Origin of the sequence: Nitrospira sp. (assembly GCA_016873435.1) — a bacterium.
Taxonomy (GTDB): Bacteria; Nitrospirota; Nitrospiria; order Nitrospirales; family Nitrospiraceae; genus VGXF01.
In genome coordinates, this window is the sequence record VGXF01000007.1 from 84,151 (window position 1) to 99,140 (window position 14,990).

A 14,990-nucleotide genomic window follows, 5' to 3' on the forward strand; every position below is an offset into this window, starting at 1 on the left:
GACTCATTATCTGACGATCTTGCCCCGGCAGGGACAGGATTAAGGAGGGCTCGAAAGTGAAAGAGTTGTTTGTCGCAGCATTAGGTATGGGATGGCAGGTCCTAGCAATCCTGGCGGGGCTGTTGGTGTACCAGTTTGCCAAGGGAAACAAAAACGGGGCTTTCAAGCTCTTTATTGGCATACTGGCCTCCGTTATGCTCTTCATCGCCATTGCCAACTACAAAATCAATTTCTTCGCCGAATCCCGCCTCCTGCCGGTGTCGCTGGTCATGATTACCGCGATGTCCTTCATGATGGCGCTGTACTATTCCAAGGTTAGCGCGTTGCTGAAGATCGGGGGGTTCATGTTTTTGGTGGCCGCGGCTCTGTCCGGATACGGGAACTGGCTGCCGCAGGTCGAGGGTGGGTTTCCCCCAAAGGAAGAAAAACTCGAGTTTAGCTCGATGACATCGCAGCAGTTGGCGGACGAGGGGGAGAAAATCATCTTTGGCGGGATCGGCCAGAGTTCTGTCCAGGGCGCGATTGGGAAGGGGCAGTGTCCCCTGTGCCACGGTTTCCAAAAGGGTTTTCTGAGCGAGCGGGCGCCAAACCTGTTCGGGCTGCCCGAGCGCGCGGAAAAGGAGCGGCTAACGGATCCAAACTACCATAAGGGGGAGCCGCAAAAGCGCGCATATGCCGACAAAGAAGCGTGCCCCGGATGCGGAACCGGGACCACGGTTCAGGAATATATTGCAGAATCGCATTCCTGCCCGAACTGCTATGTCGCGGCCGGTTTCGGCGTCAAGGGCACGAACGACAAAGAAAGCCCGATGCCTAAGATTCACAAGCCACCAATCTCTCTCTCGCTCCCTGAGCTGGCCGCGGTCGATACCTGGCTCTATGTTCGGGAGGGTAAAGAGGCGCCAAGTTACGAGGAGATCATCAAATCGTACGAAAAGTTCATTCCGGAAGCCGACCGGCCAAAGCAGCAGGATGACAAGGCGGCCGCCGGCCCCACGTCGCTGCTGGCGGATGGGACAGAGCCCGTGGACCAGATCTTCGCCAAGGCGCAGTGCGTGTCCTGCCACACCATTCCGGGTATTGCAGGGGCAACGGGCACCATTGGGCCGAAGCTCGAAGAAGGTACCAACGCTCCGAACCGGATCCATGATCCTGCTTACAAGGGCATGGCCAAGACAACCCCGGACTACATCATGGAGTCGATCGTGGCTCCTAGCGCCTATGTGGTTAAGGGATTTCCGGATAACACGATGCCGAAGGTGTTTGGGCAGAAGCTGAGCGCGGGTGCCCTGAAGAAGATCGTGGATTATCTCTCTCAGGTAAAAGCAGGCGCTCCGCCACCGAAGGTTTCCTAATCGTCGTGTCCATCGGTCTATTTAAGGAGTGAAGATATGAAAGCACTAATGGGAGTGGGCGCCGTCATCGGAATCATCGCCCTGCTCATCCTGACCGGGATGATCTTCGGCGTCTTGAAGTCCGACATGGTGCATCTGGTCGAGGGCTATATGCCCATGCAGATGATCTTTGAGTTGGCCATCTTTGTGGCCGGCTTCACGGGTCTCAGCTACACGCTGAACTCAATGGGCATGGGGATGCAGCGGTTCTGGCAGGGCATCCTGTTCTGGGCCTTTATTCTCCTGTACCTGAAATTCCGGGTCTATCCACCGATCCCATTCAGCGTGCGCGCCATGTACGGGACGGTGTCGCTGATTGCCGTCTTTATGTGGATGTCCAGCAACGAGGAAGACTGGAAGAAATTTCGCCAGCCGATCCTGAACGTCATGGACGCCATTACCCCCATGCACAAGGGGCTGCGGACGTTTTTCCTGATTGCCATTCCGATCGCGCTCTGGGGCTTCTCCTATCAGTCGTTCATCCCGCAGGGTGCGGGTTCGGACGTGGACGAGCCAATTGAGCTCCGCACGGTGCATCCAGCGCCGCCGGCCAGCACCAAGCTCCACGGCAAGACCTACGTGCTCCAGACGTCGCAGAATCCCTACCGGGTCAACATGGAAGGCAAGTATGATCAGGAATACAGCAACAAGCTAATTGTCGAACAGTCGATGGGCCGTCTGATGCAGCCCAATGCCAACCCATGGGATGAGAAGGCCGAGGGCTATCTCAAGAACGTCCGCGAGGGCGGCGAGATCTTCTACCAGAACTGCCACTTCTGCCATGGCGACAATCTAAACGGTCGCGGGCTGCATGCCTTTGCGTTCAACCCGATTCCGGCAAACTTCACGGACCCAGGCACAATTGCCCAGCTCCAGGAGACCTTCATCTTCTGGCGCGTCGCAAAGGGTGGGATCGGACTGCCGCGCGAAGGATTCCCCTGGGCGTCAGTCATGCCCCCGTGGGAGCAACATCTGACCACGGATGAGATCTGGAAGGTTGTGCTGTTCGAATACTGGCACACAGGCTATTATCCGCGGACATGGGATTAATCCCGCAGCTATCAGTGAAAGGGAATGCCATGAACCAAGTACGTTTTTCAAAAAAAGCACTCCTGGTCCTGACCGCTGTTGCGGGGATCACGATGATGTCGGGAAGCGCCGACCTCACGACCTTTGCCCAGGAGAATGGTGGACTGCCCCAGGGCTTCAAGAAAGGTGAACTGGCGCCACTACCTTCGGCAGAAATGATCGAAGCCGGCAAGCGCGTCTATTTCACCAAGTGCGTGTGGTGTCACGGTGTCGATGGGGCAGGCAATGGGCCTGCCGCCGACCGTCTCTGGCCGCGGCCACGCAACTTCAACCAGGGCACGTTCAAGATTCGCCACACGGCTAGTGGTGAGTTGCCGTTGTTCGACGCGAAGAAGCCCGTCAAGGGCCAAAACGACCTGTTCGAGACGCTGACGCACGGCCTGCCCGGCTCGGCAATGCCCTCCTGGGAGGGCATCCTAACGCAGGAGCAGCGCCAGCAAGTGCTGTCCTTCGTGACAACCCAATTAGTGAAGGATCGGCATTTCGACGACAAGGCAACGGAAACCCAGACGGTACTGAACTGGGATGAGGTGCTGAAGGCGCAGGTCAAGTACAGCCCGGAGAGCATCGAAAAGGGCAAGCAGCTGGTTACCGATAAAAAGTGCGTCGAGTGCCATGGTTTAGATGGGCGCGGCGACGGCAACGCCTTCAACCTAAAAGACGATTGGGGCTTTGCAATCCAGCCGGCCGACTGGCACAAGTGCTGGAACTTCCGCGGTAGCCGGCAGGAACCGTACAACGTTAAGAACATCTTCCGTACGTTCTCGACGGGTGTGAACGGTACGCCGATGCCGTCGTTTGCAGATAACACCACGGTGGAGGAGCGCTGGCACATCGCCAACTACGTCAACTCGCTCTGTGAGCGTGACGCGAAGGGTGAGCCGATGCCGATCGATCCACTGACGGACAAGCCCAAAGTGAAATTCGTGATTTTGTCTGGCGCAGTGGATGGGGAAATCCCGGACGATCCAGACCACGAACTCTGGCAGAAGCGCGAGCGCCGGATCGTGTTGTTTGGTGGGCAGATCACTCACAAGCCCCGGAATTTCGTCAATCGTCTCGACGATGTCTGGGTGAAGTCGATGTACAGTGAGAAGGAAAAGCAGATTGCGTTCCTGTTCCAGTGGGATGACCGGACCAACAGCAAGGCCGAGGGCAAGCTTCCTTGGGCCCCGAACGAGGTCAACGTCGAGGCGCATGGCGTGAAGGAGCAGGCGCCGAAGACGGGTGAGGCTGGGTCCATGGCGGATAACCAGAATAAGTACAAGGTGTATAACGACGCGTTCGCGTTTCAGTTCCCGGTGAAGTGGCAGGAGCTGCCGCCTCCGGAGAAGCCGCGTTATCTGTGGGGGGACGAGAAATACCCCGTGGATCTCGTGAAATGGGAAGCGGACGGCTCGATCCGCGCCTTTACCGGTACCGGCTGGGACAAGGACTTTGAGGATCGAGAGGACTACACCGAGAAGCTGAAAGCCAAGGCGGAGTGGAAGGATGGCCGGTGGACCCTGCTCGTCCGTCGCCCGCTGAAGGCTGACTACGACGAGGATGTGAAGTTCGAAGTGGGACGCTACATCCCGACCGTGTTCTTCGCGTGGGATGGCCACAATGGTGACGCGGGCCGCAAGATGGCCGTGTCGGCGTTCTACTATCTCGTGCTGCAGCCACCGATCCCGAAGGAGACGTACATCTACCCGACCCTGATCGCGGTGGGTATCGTGACTCTGGAAGGGTGGATTCTGACTCGGCGGGCAAACCGCAAAAAGGGGAAGGTTTAAGCCCTTCCCGCCACAAGCGGGTGAACGCAAGAGGGGGTGGGGTTAAACCCACCCCCTCTTTATTTTTCACGAGGGTGCGATGGGACAGAGACTGCAGGGCATCACCGGTATTCTCATTGCCGGAGGCAGGAGCAAGCGAATGGGGCAGGACAAGCGCCGAGTCGAACTCGGCGGGCAGACCCTATTTGAGAGAGCCCTGAATGTCCTGCAGGACCTGTTTGAAGAAGTCCTGGTCGTCCTGGCCGAACCCGATCCAGGGCTGCCTCTGCAGGGGGCCCGTGTTGTCACGGACCTCATCCCCAACTGCGCCACCCTAGGGGGGCTCTATACCGGGCTCCATCATGCCAAGGCGTCCCGTATTTTTGCAGTTGGTTGTGACATGCCGTTCCTGAACCGAGACGCAATTACGCGCATGGCCACGTTGGATGCGCAGGCCGATGTTGCCATGGCCAGGCTGGCAATCGGTCTTCAGCCAATGCACGCGGTGTACTCCAAGGCCTGCCTGCCGCATCTTGAGCGTATGGCCCAGGCGCAGCAGCTGAAAGTGCAGGAGTTGACGCGCGTGGAGGGTCTGCGCGTCCGGCTGGTTGAGGAATCAGCTCTGAAGACGGTCGATCCGCAATTACTCTCATTCTTCAATATCAACACAGCGCCTGATTTGGAATTCGCTCGCAAGCTGCTCGCCAGTGGAGGGGCCTGGTAACGCAGTCGGTCACATCATTCGTCAGCCGTTACCTTGTTCTGTCGGATAAGTTATGTTAGATTCGCTCCCGTCGTTTTCTTCTTGAAACAAGCCAAGTTAGGAGTACAGGGTGCCTCAGGATATCGTCCGTGAACAGGTCACGGAGGCACTGCGGCAGGCGATTGAGCAAGCCAGGCAGAAGGGGCAGTTGGCCACAACTGACGGGCCTCCCATCGTACTGGACCTTCCCAAGCGCCCGGAATGGGGTGATCTCGCAACCACCATGGCCATGAGTCTCGCGTCTATCGAGCACCGTCCGCCCAAGGACGTCGCGCAGGCGATTCTCGACAATCTGGATCAGGCTCACCAGATCTTCGATCGGGTCGAGATCGCGCCACCTGGCTTTCTCAACATGACCGTGCGGCGCGAGCTCTGGTTCAAGGTGCTCGCACAGATCGCATCAGAAGGCAACGCCTATGGCCATAGCACTATTGGTCAGGGGCATCGCGTCAACGTCGAATACGTCAGCGCCAATCCGACCGGGCCGATGCATATCGGCCACGGGCGCGGTGCAGCGGTTGGACATGCCATCGCAAACCTGCTCGCCGCGTCCGGCTACAGCGTGTCGCGCGAGTATTACATCAATGACGCTGGCCGTCAGATGAAGCTCCTGGGCCAGTCCGTCCATGCGCGCTATCAGCAAAAGCACGGCTGCACGGTTGCGCTTCCTCAGGACGGCTATCAGGGAGCCTACGTCGAGCAAATCGCAGACAAGGTGCCGGCCGGCACGCTCGATTTACTTCCCGACCAGGCCGTACAGATCTGTCAGGACATCGCCTACAAGGAGATGATGGAGGTCATCCGTGGCGACCTGCGCATCTTCCGCATCGGATTCGATACCTGGTTCAGTGAAGCTTCGCTGCTCAAGGCGGGTTCCGTCCAGACCAGCCTCGACGAGCTGCGCCAGCGCGGACTCGTGTTCGATCAGGACGGCGCCGTCTGGTTCAAGTCCTCCGCTTATGGTGATGAGAAGGATCGCGTCGTTAAGAAGCAGGACGGCGAGTACACCTATCTTGCCTCCGACATGGCGTATCACAGAGATAAATTACGCCGTGGCTACGATCGGATCATCGACATTTGGGGCGCCGACCATCACGGCTACATTCCCCGCATGGAAGCGGTTGTGCAGGCCTTCGGCTATCCCAAGGAGAAATTGAAAGTCGTGCTCGTGCAGATGGTCAATCTTTTGCGTGGCGGCAAGAAGGTCGAGATGTCCAAGCGGGCGGGCGAATTCGTCACGCTCAGGGAAGTGATGGATGAGGTCGGTCCGGATGTCTGTCGGTTCTTTTTCCTGATGCGGTCATCCGACCGCCATCTGGATTTCGATTTGGAGCTAGCCAAGCAGCAGTCGGCGGACAATCCCGTCTACTACGTGCAGTATGCACACGCGCGCGTGGCCAGTCTGTTCCGGGTGGCGGCGGAGCGCGACATCCCCGTGCCGTCCGTTGCCGAGGCAGACCTCACGGCGCTCGTTGATCCGGACGAATTCATGCTGATCCGCAAACTGTCCGCCTATCCGTCGGTCGTGCAGGGGGCTGCGGCGGCACTGGAGCCGCACCGGGTTGTGTTCTATCTTCAGGAGCTGGCCCAGCTGCTCCACACGTTTTACTTCAAGCACCGGATTCTTCCTCCCGCGGCTGATAAGGAAGAGAGCGACTCGCAACAGTTCGTCAAGGACGTCACCGTGTCCTCTGTCAAGCATCGCGAGCCGCTCACGCCCGCGCTCACCGGCGCGCGGCTGGCCTTGATGGGGCAGGTGGCACAGGTGGTGCGCAATGGACTCGGTCTGCTAGGCGTGTCGGCTCCGGAGCGGATGTGAAGATGGGATTCGGGTTTTCCGTCCAGAAAACCGATTTGAACGGCACCGCCCGTCTGGGCCGGCTCACGACTGCGCATGGCACGATCGCCACGCCTGCCTTCATGCCGGTGGGCTCGCTTGGCCCGGTCAAGGGCATTGAGCCGCACGAGCTGCAGGCCATGGGCTACGGCCTCATGCTGAACAACGCCTATCACCTGTTCCTCCGCCCCGGTCACGAGACGGTGGCGGGGCTGGGCGGCCTCCATGCCTTCACTGGATGGAACGGCGCGATCCTCACTGACAGCGGTGGCTTTCAGGTGTTCAGCTTGTCGAAGTTGAGGAAGGTAACGGATGCAGGCGTGACGTTCCAATCGCATCTCGACGGCTCCTTGCACCACATCACGCCCGAGCGGGCCATCGAAATTCAGGAAGCACTCGGAGCCGACATCATCATGGCTTTCGACGAATGCGTGGCGCTGCCCACGTCGAGTGAGCAGGTGGCTGATGCGGTGCGTCGGACCAGCCATTGGGCTCGGCGGTGTTTGGACGTAAAGCGGCGAACCGACCAGGCGCTTTTCGGCATCGTTCAGGGCGGGCTGGATATGGATCTGCGGAAACAGTCAGCGAACGATCTCGTGGCGATGGGATTCGACGGCTATGCCGTCGGGGGCCTCTCAGTCGGCGAAGAGGCCGAGGCGCGCAATGTGACGCTAGCGGCCACGGTGCCCCACCTGCCGGCCGATAAACCCAGGTATTTGATGGGCGTCGGTCTACCCGACGATCTGGTGGAGGGCGTGGCGCGCGGGATTGATATGTTCGATTGCGTGGTCCCCTCGCGTCACGGGCGCACGGGGTGGCTGTTTACCTCCTTCGGACGCGTCATGATCAAGAACGCCAAATATGCTAAGGACAAGGGGCCGGTGGATTCTGCCTGCGCCTGCCCGGTCTGCGCGAAGTACTCCCGCGCCTATCTGCATCATCTATTCCGCACCAACGAAATGCTGGGTGTGCGCCTGAATACGATGCACAATCTTTATTTCTACGCGGACCTGCTGGCACAGATCCGGCAGGCGATCGCTTCCGGGACCTTAGCGGAGTTCCGGACTCGCTACTATCGGCAACAGGAGGTGGCACACATGCAGACAGATAGCATGGATGAACAGGCCCATCGGATACTGGCGTCTAATCTGGCCGAGGAGGGGCGGCCATGAGTCTGTTCGAATCGGTGGCCTGGGCGCAGGGGGTTGGCGGCGGCGGGGGCGGTACGCCCAGCGCACTGATCTCATTCGTCCCCTTTGTGCTGATTTTTGCGCTGTTTTATTTTTTGCTCATTCTGCCGCAGCAGAAAAAGCAGAAACAGCAGAAGATCATGATGGACGCGCTGAAAAAGGGCGACAAGATCGTGACCTCGTCGGGCATCTGGGGTACCGTGACCAATCTGGGCAAGGACACGGTGACGCTCCAGATCGCCGACAATACCAAGATTAAGATTCAGCGGGAGTATATTACCCGGTTGAGAAGCGACGAAGAGGAGCAACAGCAGTCATGAAAAAAGTTGGCGGACGTTTCACATTGCTGGCCTTGCTGGTCGTCACGTCGGCAGTCTTGTTCCTGCCGTCCTATCCGGCTGTGTTTCAGAGCCTTCCGCCTTGGCTCAAGAAGCTGTTCCCCAATAAGGGCATCTCGCTTGGTCTGGATCTGCAGGGCGGCATCCACCTCGTGCTGGAGGTCGAGGAGGACCGGGCCGTCGAAATCGCGGTGGACCGGTCTGTCAACGCCATCCAGGATTTGCTGGTCGACAAGAAAATCCCCGTCGAGTCCGTGAAGCGCACGGCGGCTGCCCAGGTGACGCTGGGATTTCAGAAGGACGACCTGAAGGATCAGATCAAGAAGGCGATGGACGATTTCCCGGCCTTCGGGGAGAACGTGGGGGCGGGGGCGGCCAACACGCTGGTCTACGAACTGTCCGAGAGCGAGATCAAGCGTATCAAGGATTCCGCTATCAACCAGGCGCTCGAGACGATCCGCAACCGCATCGACCAGTTCGGCGTGGCTGAGCCGCTGATTCAGCGCCAGGGCCTCCGGCAGATCGTCGTCCAGTTGCCCGGCATCAAGGAGCCCAAGCGGGCCAAGGACTTGATTAAAGAAACGGCGCTGCTGGAATTCAAGATGCTGGACGAGGCCAGCCCGCTGGCCTCTGAGCTGCCGCAGCGGGTGCCGAAGGGCCAAGAGGAGGAGATCCTCAAGCAGTTCAGGGCCAAATTGCCGGAAGGGGACGAGATCCTGTTCGAAAAGGGGATCGAGAAGGACAGCCGCCGAGAGTTTAGAATTCCCTATGTTGTAAAAAAGCGCGTCATGCTGACGGGCGACGTGCTCAGTGATGCCCGCGTGGCCATCGGCCAGTTCAACGAACCCTATGTGGCCGTGAGCTTCGATGCTAAGGGTGCCCGCGAGTTCGAGCGCATCACAGAGGATCATGTCAAAAAGCGCATGGCGATCGTGCTCGACAGCACGATTTACTCGGCGCCGGTGATTCAGGAGCGCATCGCTGGCGGGCGGGCGCAGATCACCGGCACGTTCAACACGCAGGAGGCGAACGATTTGGCCATCGTCTTGCGCGCGGGTGCGCTGCCGGCGCCGCTCAAGATCATCCAGGATCTCACGGTCGGTCCGTCGTTGGGCCGGGACTCCATTGAAAAGGGCATCCAGTCCACACTTTTCGCGGGGGCACTCGTCGTTCTCTTTATGGCGGTCTACTACCGACTGGCCGGCGCGATCGCAGACTTCGCGCTGCTGCTGAACTTGACCTGTTTGATCGGCGCACTGGCGGCGCTCAATGCCACGCTCACCCTGCCGGGCATTGCGGGCATCATTCTTACGATCGGCATGGGCGTGGACTCCAACGTGTTGATCTTCGAGCGCATCCGTGAGGAATTGCGATCCGGCAAGCCAGTCCGGCTGGCCGTCGACGGAGGCTATGACAAGGCGCTGCTCACGATCATCGACTCGCACGTGACGACGTTGATCACTGGCCTGGCGCTGTTTCTGTTCGGAACCGGCCCGATCAAGGGCTTCGCCGTGACCCTGTGTCTGGGCATTGCCATCAACCTGTTTACGGCGCTGGTGGGCACCAAAGTGATCTTCGATGTGATGAGCCGGCGTCGCCAGGCCGAACACTTGAGCATTTAACGGGTCTGCAGTGGGGGTAGGCATGTTTGAAATTCTCGGAAAAACGAACATTGACTTCATGGGGAAGCGCACTCTTGCGTTCGCCTTTTCGGGCGTGCTGATTTTGCTGGGGAGCATCGCCCTCGTGCAGATCGCTCGGGGGGTGGCCAATCTCGGCATCGACTTCGCCGGCGGCACGGCGGTGCAGCTGAAGTTCGAGCAGCCCGTCCGGATCGACGCCGCGCGGGCGGCCTTGGACCGGAACAATCTGGCCGGTGCGGAAATTCAGGAATTTGTCTCGGAGAGCAAGCTGCTGGTGCGCGTGAAAACAACGACGACCATCGAGGAAAAGGTGGCCGACCGGGTTGTGGTGGCCTTCTCGAAAGAATTCCCAGACAATAAGTTCAAGATCGAGGCTTCTACCGAAATCGGACCGACGATCGGGCGTAAACTGCAGGAGGACGCGCTCATCGCCATCCTCATCTCCTTCGCCGGCATCATCCTCTACATCGCTGCCCGGTTCGAGTTTCGCTTTGGTGTGGCGGCGGCCATCTCGACCTTCCACGACGTGCTGGCCGTGCTGGGCATTTTCTACGTCCTGGACAAGGAAGTTACGCTGCTGGTCGTGACTGCGCTCCTGACGCTGGCCGGCTATTCGCTGACGGATACCGTCGTCGTCTTCGACCGCATCCGCGAAAACCTGCGCGTCCGCCGCCGGGACCATCTGGAGACGGTCATCAACAACGGCATCAATCAGGTGTTGAGCCGCACGATCGTCACCAGCCTCACCGTCGTGCTTGTGCTGATCCCGCTGACGCTCGCGGGCGGCGAAGTGCTCCACGATTTCTCGCTGGCGTTGTTGTTGGGCGTGATCGTGGGGACCTATTCCTCAATTTTTGTCGCGAGCCCGATCCTCGTGATCTGGCCGGGCGGGGCTGGGAAGCTCCTCAAGCGGGGCTGAACGGCCTTCGGGTTGACCTCACAGCGCTTCCCGCCTACGATTCGCATGAGCACCTTGGTGGAGGATCGCCTACGGCGTATCCCGTCCAGCGGTGGTCGAACTGCCTTCAGATCCAGCAGAAAGTCCTGGTGATACTGATAGTTCCGTTGGCAGAAGCGGAAAACGTTAAGTCATTGATCTTATGCAGCAATGTTACCTTTGCTTGACATTAAGAGAAAGGCAAGCAAAAATGCGTACTTAGAAAATTAATTGCCCGTTACCTGAATGAAACTCTGGGGCCAGTCCCATAGCCTCCATCGTAAGATCATCGCGGCCATCGTGCTGGTCGGTCTGCTTCCCCTCACGTTTTCGCTCATCTTGACGTACCTGACCGACCGCCGGGCGCTGCACGAAACAATCGGTACCAGTTTCCGCGAACGGGCGGTTGAGGCGGCCAGCCGTGTCGAAATGCAGGTCACCCGCAGCATCAACGAGGCCGAGCAGCTTGCGACGACACCGTTCCTCCGCACGGCCGTGAGGGAGGCCAACAAGAGCTACGTTGGCAAGGACGCGAGCCGTATTGAATCCATCATCCAGGATTTTCAAAAGCAATGGCGGCAGCGCAGGACGAGCAGCGAATTCCCACTCTTCATCAACCGGATCGTCACCAACTATCTCATCCGCTGGCATGACATCCGGAAGGCCGACTACGTCGGCATTCTTGTGACCGATGCTCAAGGGGCGCTGGTCATTAGCTCGATTCCTCAGGCCGAATATTTTCACGGCAAGAGCCTCTGGTGGCAGGCAGCGTTCACCGGAGGTAAGGGCATGGTGTTTGTCAGCGAGCCGGCCTTCGAACCGTCCTACGGCACGCACGTGCTCACGGTCTCCGTACCCATTCTGGACGACGACCAACGCAGCGCGATCGGCGTGATCGGCGTGCTGCTAAAGCGGGAGGCGCTGTTTCGGATCATCTCGGAGGTGACCATCGGCGAAACCGGCCATGCCATGCTGATGAACTCGGACGGCGTGCCGCTACTCTGTCCCATCCTGGCGCTGGAAGAACATTCCATCACGCCGGCTCTGGCCAGCCTATTGCAGCCGATGCAGGCTGGATGGGCCATCGCCGGAAACGACTCGCACGGCGGGCGCGATTCCCTCGTCGGCTATGCGCCGGTGCGGCTGGGCAACCGGCTGGCGCCGGACAGTCTGGGCGGGAAGCACTGGATGACCTTCGTGCGCCAGAATCCCGAAGAAACCTATACGGTGCTCAACCAATTGCTCGTGAAAGTGCTGGCCTACGGCGCGCTGGTCTTCGCCGTGTTAGTGACGACGGGCGCCTGGGTGGCGCGCCGCATCGCCAGACCAATCGCTGTACTGCACGAAGGCGTGGCGCGTATCGGCAGCGGCAACCTCGCTCATCAGCTATCTCTCAAAACCGGCGACGAGTTGGAGCAACTGGCCGCGGCCTTCAACGGCATGGCTGGCAATTTAAAACAGTCGTTCGATCAGATCGAGCAGCGGTCGAAGGAGATCGACGCGACCAAGCGCTATCTCGAAAACCTCCTTGAAAACGCTAACGACGTCATCTACACGCTCGACACGGAACAGTGCTTCACCTACGTCAACAACAGGGTGTCGGGCTGGGGTTATCGCAAAGAGGATCTGATCGGACGACCCTATCTCTCGCTGCTGACCAAGCGGCACCGCGGCAAGCGGCTCAAGAGCACGCTGGACATCGGCGCCAAGCAGGTCTACGAGGTGGAGGTGCTTGCTAAGAACGGCACCACGCGCACGGTTACGGTCAGCGTGTCGCCCCTGTATGACGCGCAGGGGGGCATCGACGGCGTGCTAGGCATTGCGCGTGACATCACCGAGACGAAAAAGCTTGAACAGCAAATCCGCAGCTCCGAGAAGCTGGCCTCGGTCGGCAAGCTGGCGGCCGGCGTCGCGCACGAGATTAACAACCCGCTCGGCGGCATTCTCAACTGCCTCTACAATTTCCAGAAGGGCACCCTCTCAGAGGCGCGGCGGCAGCAATATCTGGTCTCCATCGAGGACGGGCTCCGCCGCGTGCAGAAGATTGTCCGGCAGTTGCTAGATTTTTCGCAGCAGCACGCTCCGGAGTTTTCGCTCACCCACCTCAACGAAGTCGTAGACCGGGTGCTGGTCCTGACCGAGCACGCGCTGACGGAAAAGAAGATCCACCTCGACAAGCAGTTCCAGCGGGATCTGCCGCCGCTCATGGTGGACCGCCACATGATCGAGCAGGTGCTGATGAATCTGCTCCTCAATGCGGTGCATGCACTCAAGGCCGGCGGGACGATCATGATTCGTACGCGCGCGCAGGGCGACACATGCGAAGTGGTCGTCGAGGATACCGGCTGCGGTATCCCCGCCCACGTGCTGCCCCACATTTTTGACCCGTTCTTTACGACGAAGGGCACGGGCGAGGGAACGGGGCTGGGTCTCTCGGTCAGCCTCGGCATTGTTGAGCGGCATGGTGGGCGGATTCTGGTGGACAGTGAGGCGGGAAAGGGCTCGGTGTTCACGGTCTGTCTGCCGATGTCCCATGAGCGGGCCACAGTCGGGGGGGCCTCATGAAAGCGCCGGTGATTTTGATCGTGGATGATGAACCGCTGATGCGCCTCTCTATGGAGGACGCGCTGCACGCCATAGGTTGCGAGGTGAAGTCGGCGGCCACTGGCTCGGAAGGGCTGAAACTACTTGAACTGGGCAAGTTCGATATTGTCGTGACTGACCTGCGCCTGCCCGGTATCGACGGTCTTTCGGTGCTGCAGGCAGCCAAACAGCGCTCGCCGAGGACGGAAGTCATCATGATCACTGCGCATGGCTCGGTCGAGACGGCCGTGGGCGCGATGAAAGCCGGTGCCTACGATTACATCACTAAGCCCTTTTCGATGGATGAGCTGCTCCTGCTCATCGAGCGCATTGGCAAGGTGTTGGCGTTGAGTGAGGAAAATGTTCAGTTGCGAGAGCAACTGGAAGGCAAGTTCAATTTCGAAGGCATTCTCGGTAAGAACGACCGTATGAAGGTGGTCCTGGACAAGGTCAAGCTCGTGGCCCTCACGGATTCTACGGTGCTCATTGCCGGGGAAAGCGGCACCGGCAAGGAGCTGGTCGCCAACGCCCTTCACCGCAGCAGCCCGCGCCGCGATCAGGCGCTCATCAAGGTCAGTTGCGCCGCGCTACCCGAGACCCTGCTCGAGGCCGAGCTGTTCGGGCACGAGAAGGGGGCCTTCACCGGTGCGCTCAAGCAGCGGCGCGGGCGGTTCGAGCTGGCGCACAAGGGCACGTTATTTCTGGACGAAATCGGCGAAATCTCACCGGCTGTGCAAGTCAAGCTCCTGCGGGTGCTGCAAGAAAAGCAGTTTGAGCGTGTCGGCGGTAACGAGACGATCGAGTCGGACGTCCGGCTGGTCTGCGCCACGCAAAAAGATCTCAAAAAGGAAGTCCAGGCGGGGCGGTTCCGTGAGGATCTGTTTTACCGGCTCAACGTGGTGCACATCCAGTTGCCGCCACTACGGGCGCGGCGCGAGGACGTGCTCATGATCGCCGAGCATGTGCTGGACAGCCGAGCCGCCCGCATCAACAAGGAGACTAAGGGATTTTCGCAGGGCAGTCGGGAGCTCCTGTGGCGCTATTCCTTCCCTGGCAACGTGCGCGAGCTGGAAAACATGGTCGAACGGGCCGTGGCCCTGAGTAAGCCCCACGACCACGTGCAGGCTTGGGATCTCTGCGGCTTTCCGTCCTGCCCCTACACGGGCGGCCAGCCGCAGGATGGCTGCGGGTTCTGCAGCGAAGGCCTCACGGGCAAGCGGCGCGTGACCCCGGCTGCTGGCAACGCGCCCATGGACTCGCTCGCCGCTGCGCGCGAGCAATTCGAAAAGGACTACATCCTCTCCGTGCTCGAGCGCACCGAAGGCAGTCGGACGATTGCCGCGAAGATTTTGGGGTTATCCCGAAAAGCTGTCTGGGAAAAGTGCAAGCGCTACGGCATCCCGTCGAATCGGGGCGGGGGCGAGACCGAAGAGGGGGAAGAATAGGAAGGCCGGTGGGGTGG

The 14,990-nt window shown here is 59.6% G+C and carries 11 protein-coding genes; all 11 read left to right on the forward strand.

Annotated features, from left to right (window positions below):
- The first annotated feature begins 56 nt into the window (after window positions 1-56).
- On the forward strand, window positions 57-1,355 hold the full coding sequence (locus FJ248_05960; protein MBM4120429.1) for a c-type cytochrome: 1,299 nt from the start codon (window positions 57-59) through the stop codon (window positions 1,353-1,355).
- Window positions 1,356-1,391: 36 nt separating this feature from the next.
- Window positions 1,392-2,444, forward strand: coding sequence for a cytochrome c (locus FJ248_05965; GenBank protein MBM4120430.1), 1,053 nt, complete (start codon window positions 1,392-1,394; stop codon window positions 2,442-2,444).
- A 29-nt stretch (window positions 2,445-2,473) separates the two neighbouring features.
- Complete coding sequence (locus FJ248_05970) at window positions 2,474-4,258, forward strand: c-type cytochrome (protein MBM4120431.1); 1,785 nt, start codon at window positions 2,474-2,476, stop codon at window positions 4,256-4,258.
- A 79-nt stretch (window positions 4,259-4,337) separates the two neighbouring features.
- Complete coding sequence (locus FJ248_05975) at window positions 4,338-4,961, forward strand: molybdenum cofactor guanylyltransferase (protein ID MBM4120432.1); 624 nt, start codon at window positions 4,338-4,340, stop codon at window positions 4,959-4,961.
- Window positions 4,962-5,070: 109 nt separating this feature from the next.
- Entirely contained in the window at window positions 5,071-6,819 is a 1,749-nt protein-coding gene (locus FJ248_05980) for an arginine--tRNA ligase (protein ID MBM4120433.1), read from the forward strand.
- A 2-nt stretch (window positions 6,820-6,821) separates the two neighbouring features.
- A complete protein-coding gene (gene tgt, locus FJ248_05985; protein ID MBM4120434.1) occupies window positions 6,822-8,009 on the forward strand; it encodes a tRNA guanosine(34) transglycosylase Tgt in 1,188 nt (395 codons plus the stop codon).
- A 2-nt stretch (window positions 8,010-8,011) separates the two neighbouring features.
- On the forward strand, window positions 8,012-8,347 hold the full coding sequence (gene yajC, locus FJ248_05990) for a preprotein translocase subunit YajC (GenBank protein ID MBM4120435.1): 336 nt from the start codon (window positions 8,012-8,014) through the stop codon (window positions 8,345-8,347).
- Window positions 8,344-9,987, forward strand: coding sequence for a protein translocase subunit SecD (gene secD / locus FJ248_05995; GenBank protein MBM4120436.1), 1,644 nt, complete (start codon window positions 8,344-8,346; stop codon window positions 9,985-9,987). Before yajC ends, secD begins: the two co-directional genes overlap by 4 nt.
- A gap of 22 nt (window positions 9,988-10,009) precedes the next feature.
- Window positions 10,010-10,927 carry a protein translocase subunit SecF gene (gene secF / locus FJ248_06000; GenBank protein ID MBM4120437.1) on the forward strand — a complete coding sequence of 306 codons (918 nt, stop codon included), beginning with the start codon at window positions 10,010-10,012 and terminating at the stop codon, window positions 10,925-10,927.
- 264 nt (window positions 10,928-11,191) lie between these two features.
- Window positions 11,192-13,510: a PAS domain S-box protein gene (locus FJ248_06005; GenBank protein ID MBM4120438.1), complete on the forward strand. Its 2,319-nt coding sequence runs from the start codon at window positions 11,192-11,194 to the stop codon at window positions 13,508-13,510.
- A complete protein-coding gene (locus tag FJ248_06010; protein MBM4120439.1) occupies window positions 13,507-14,973 on the forward strand; it encodes a sigma-54-dependent Fis family transcriptional regulator in 1,467 nt (488 codons plus the stop codon). Before FJ248_06005 ends, FJ248_06010 begins: the two co-directional genes overlap by 4 nt.
- Window positions 14,974-14,990: the final 17 nt, after the last annotated feature.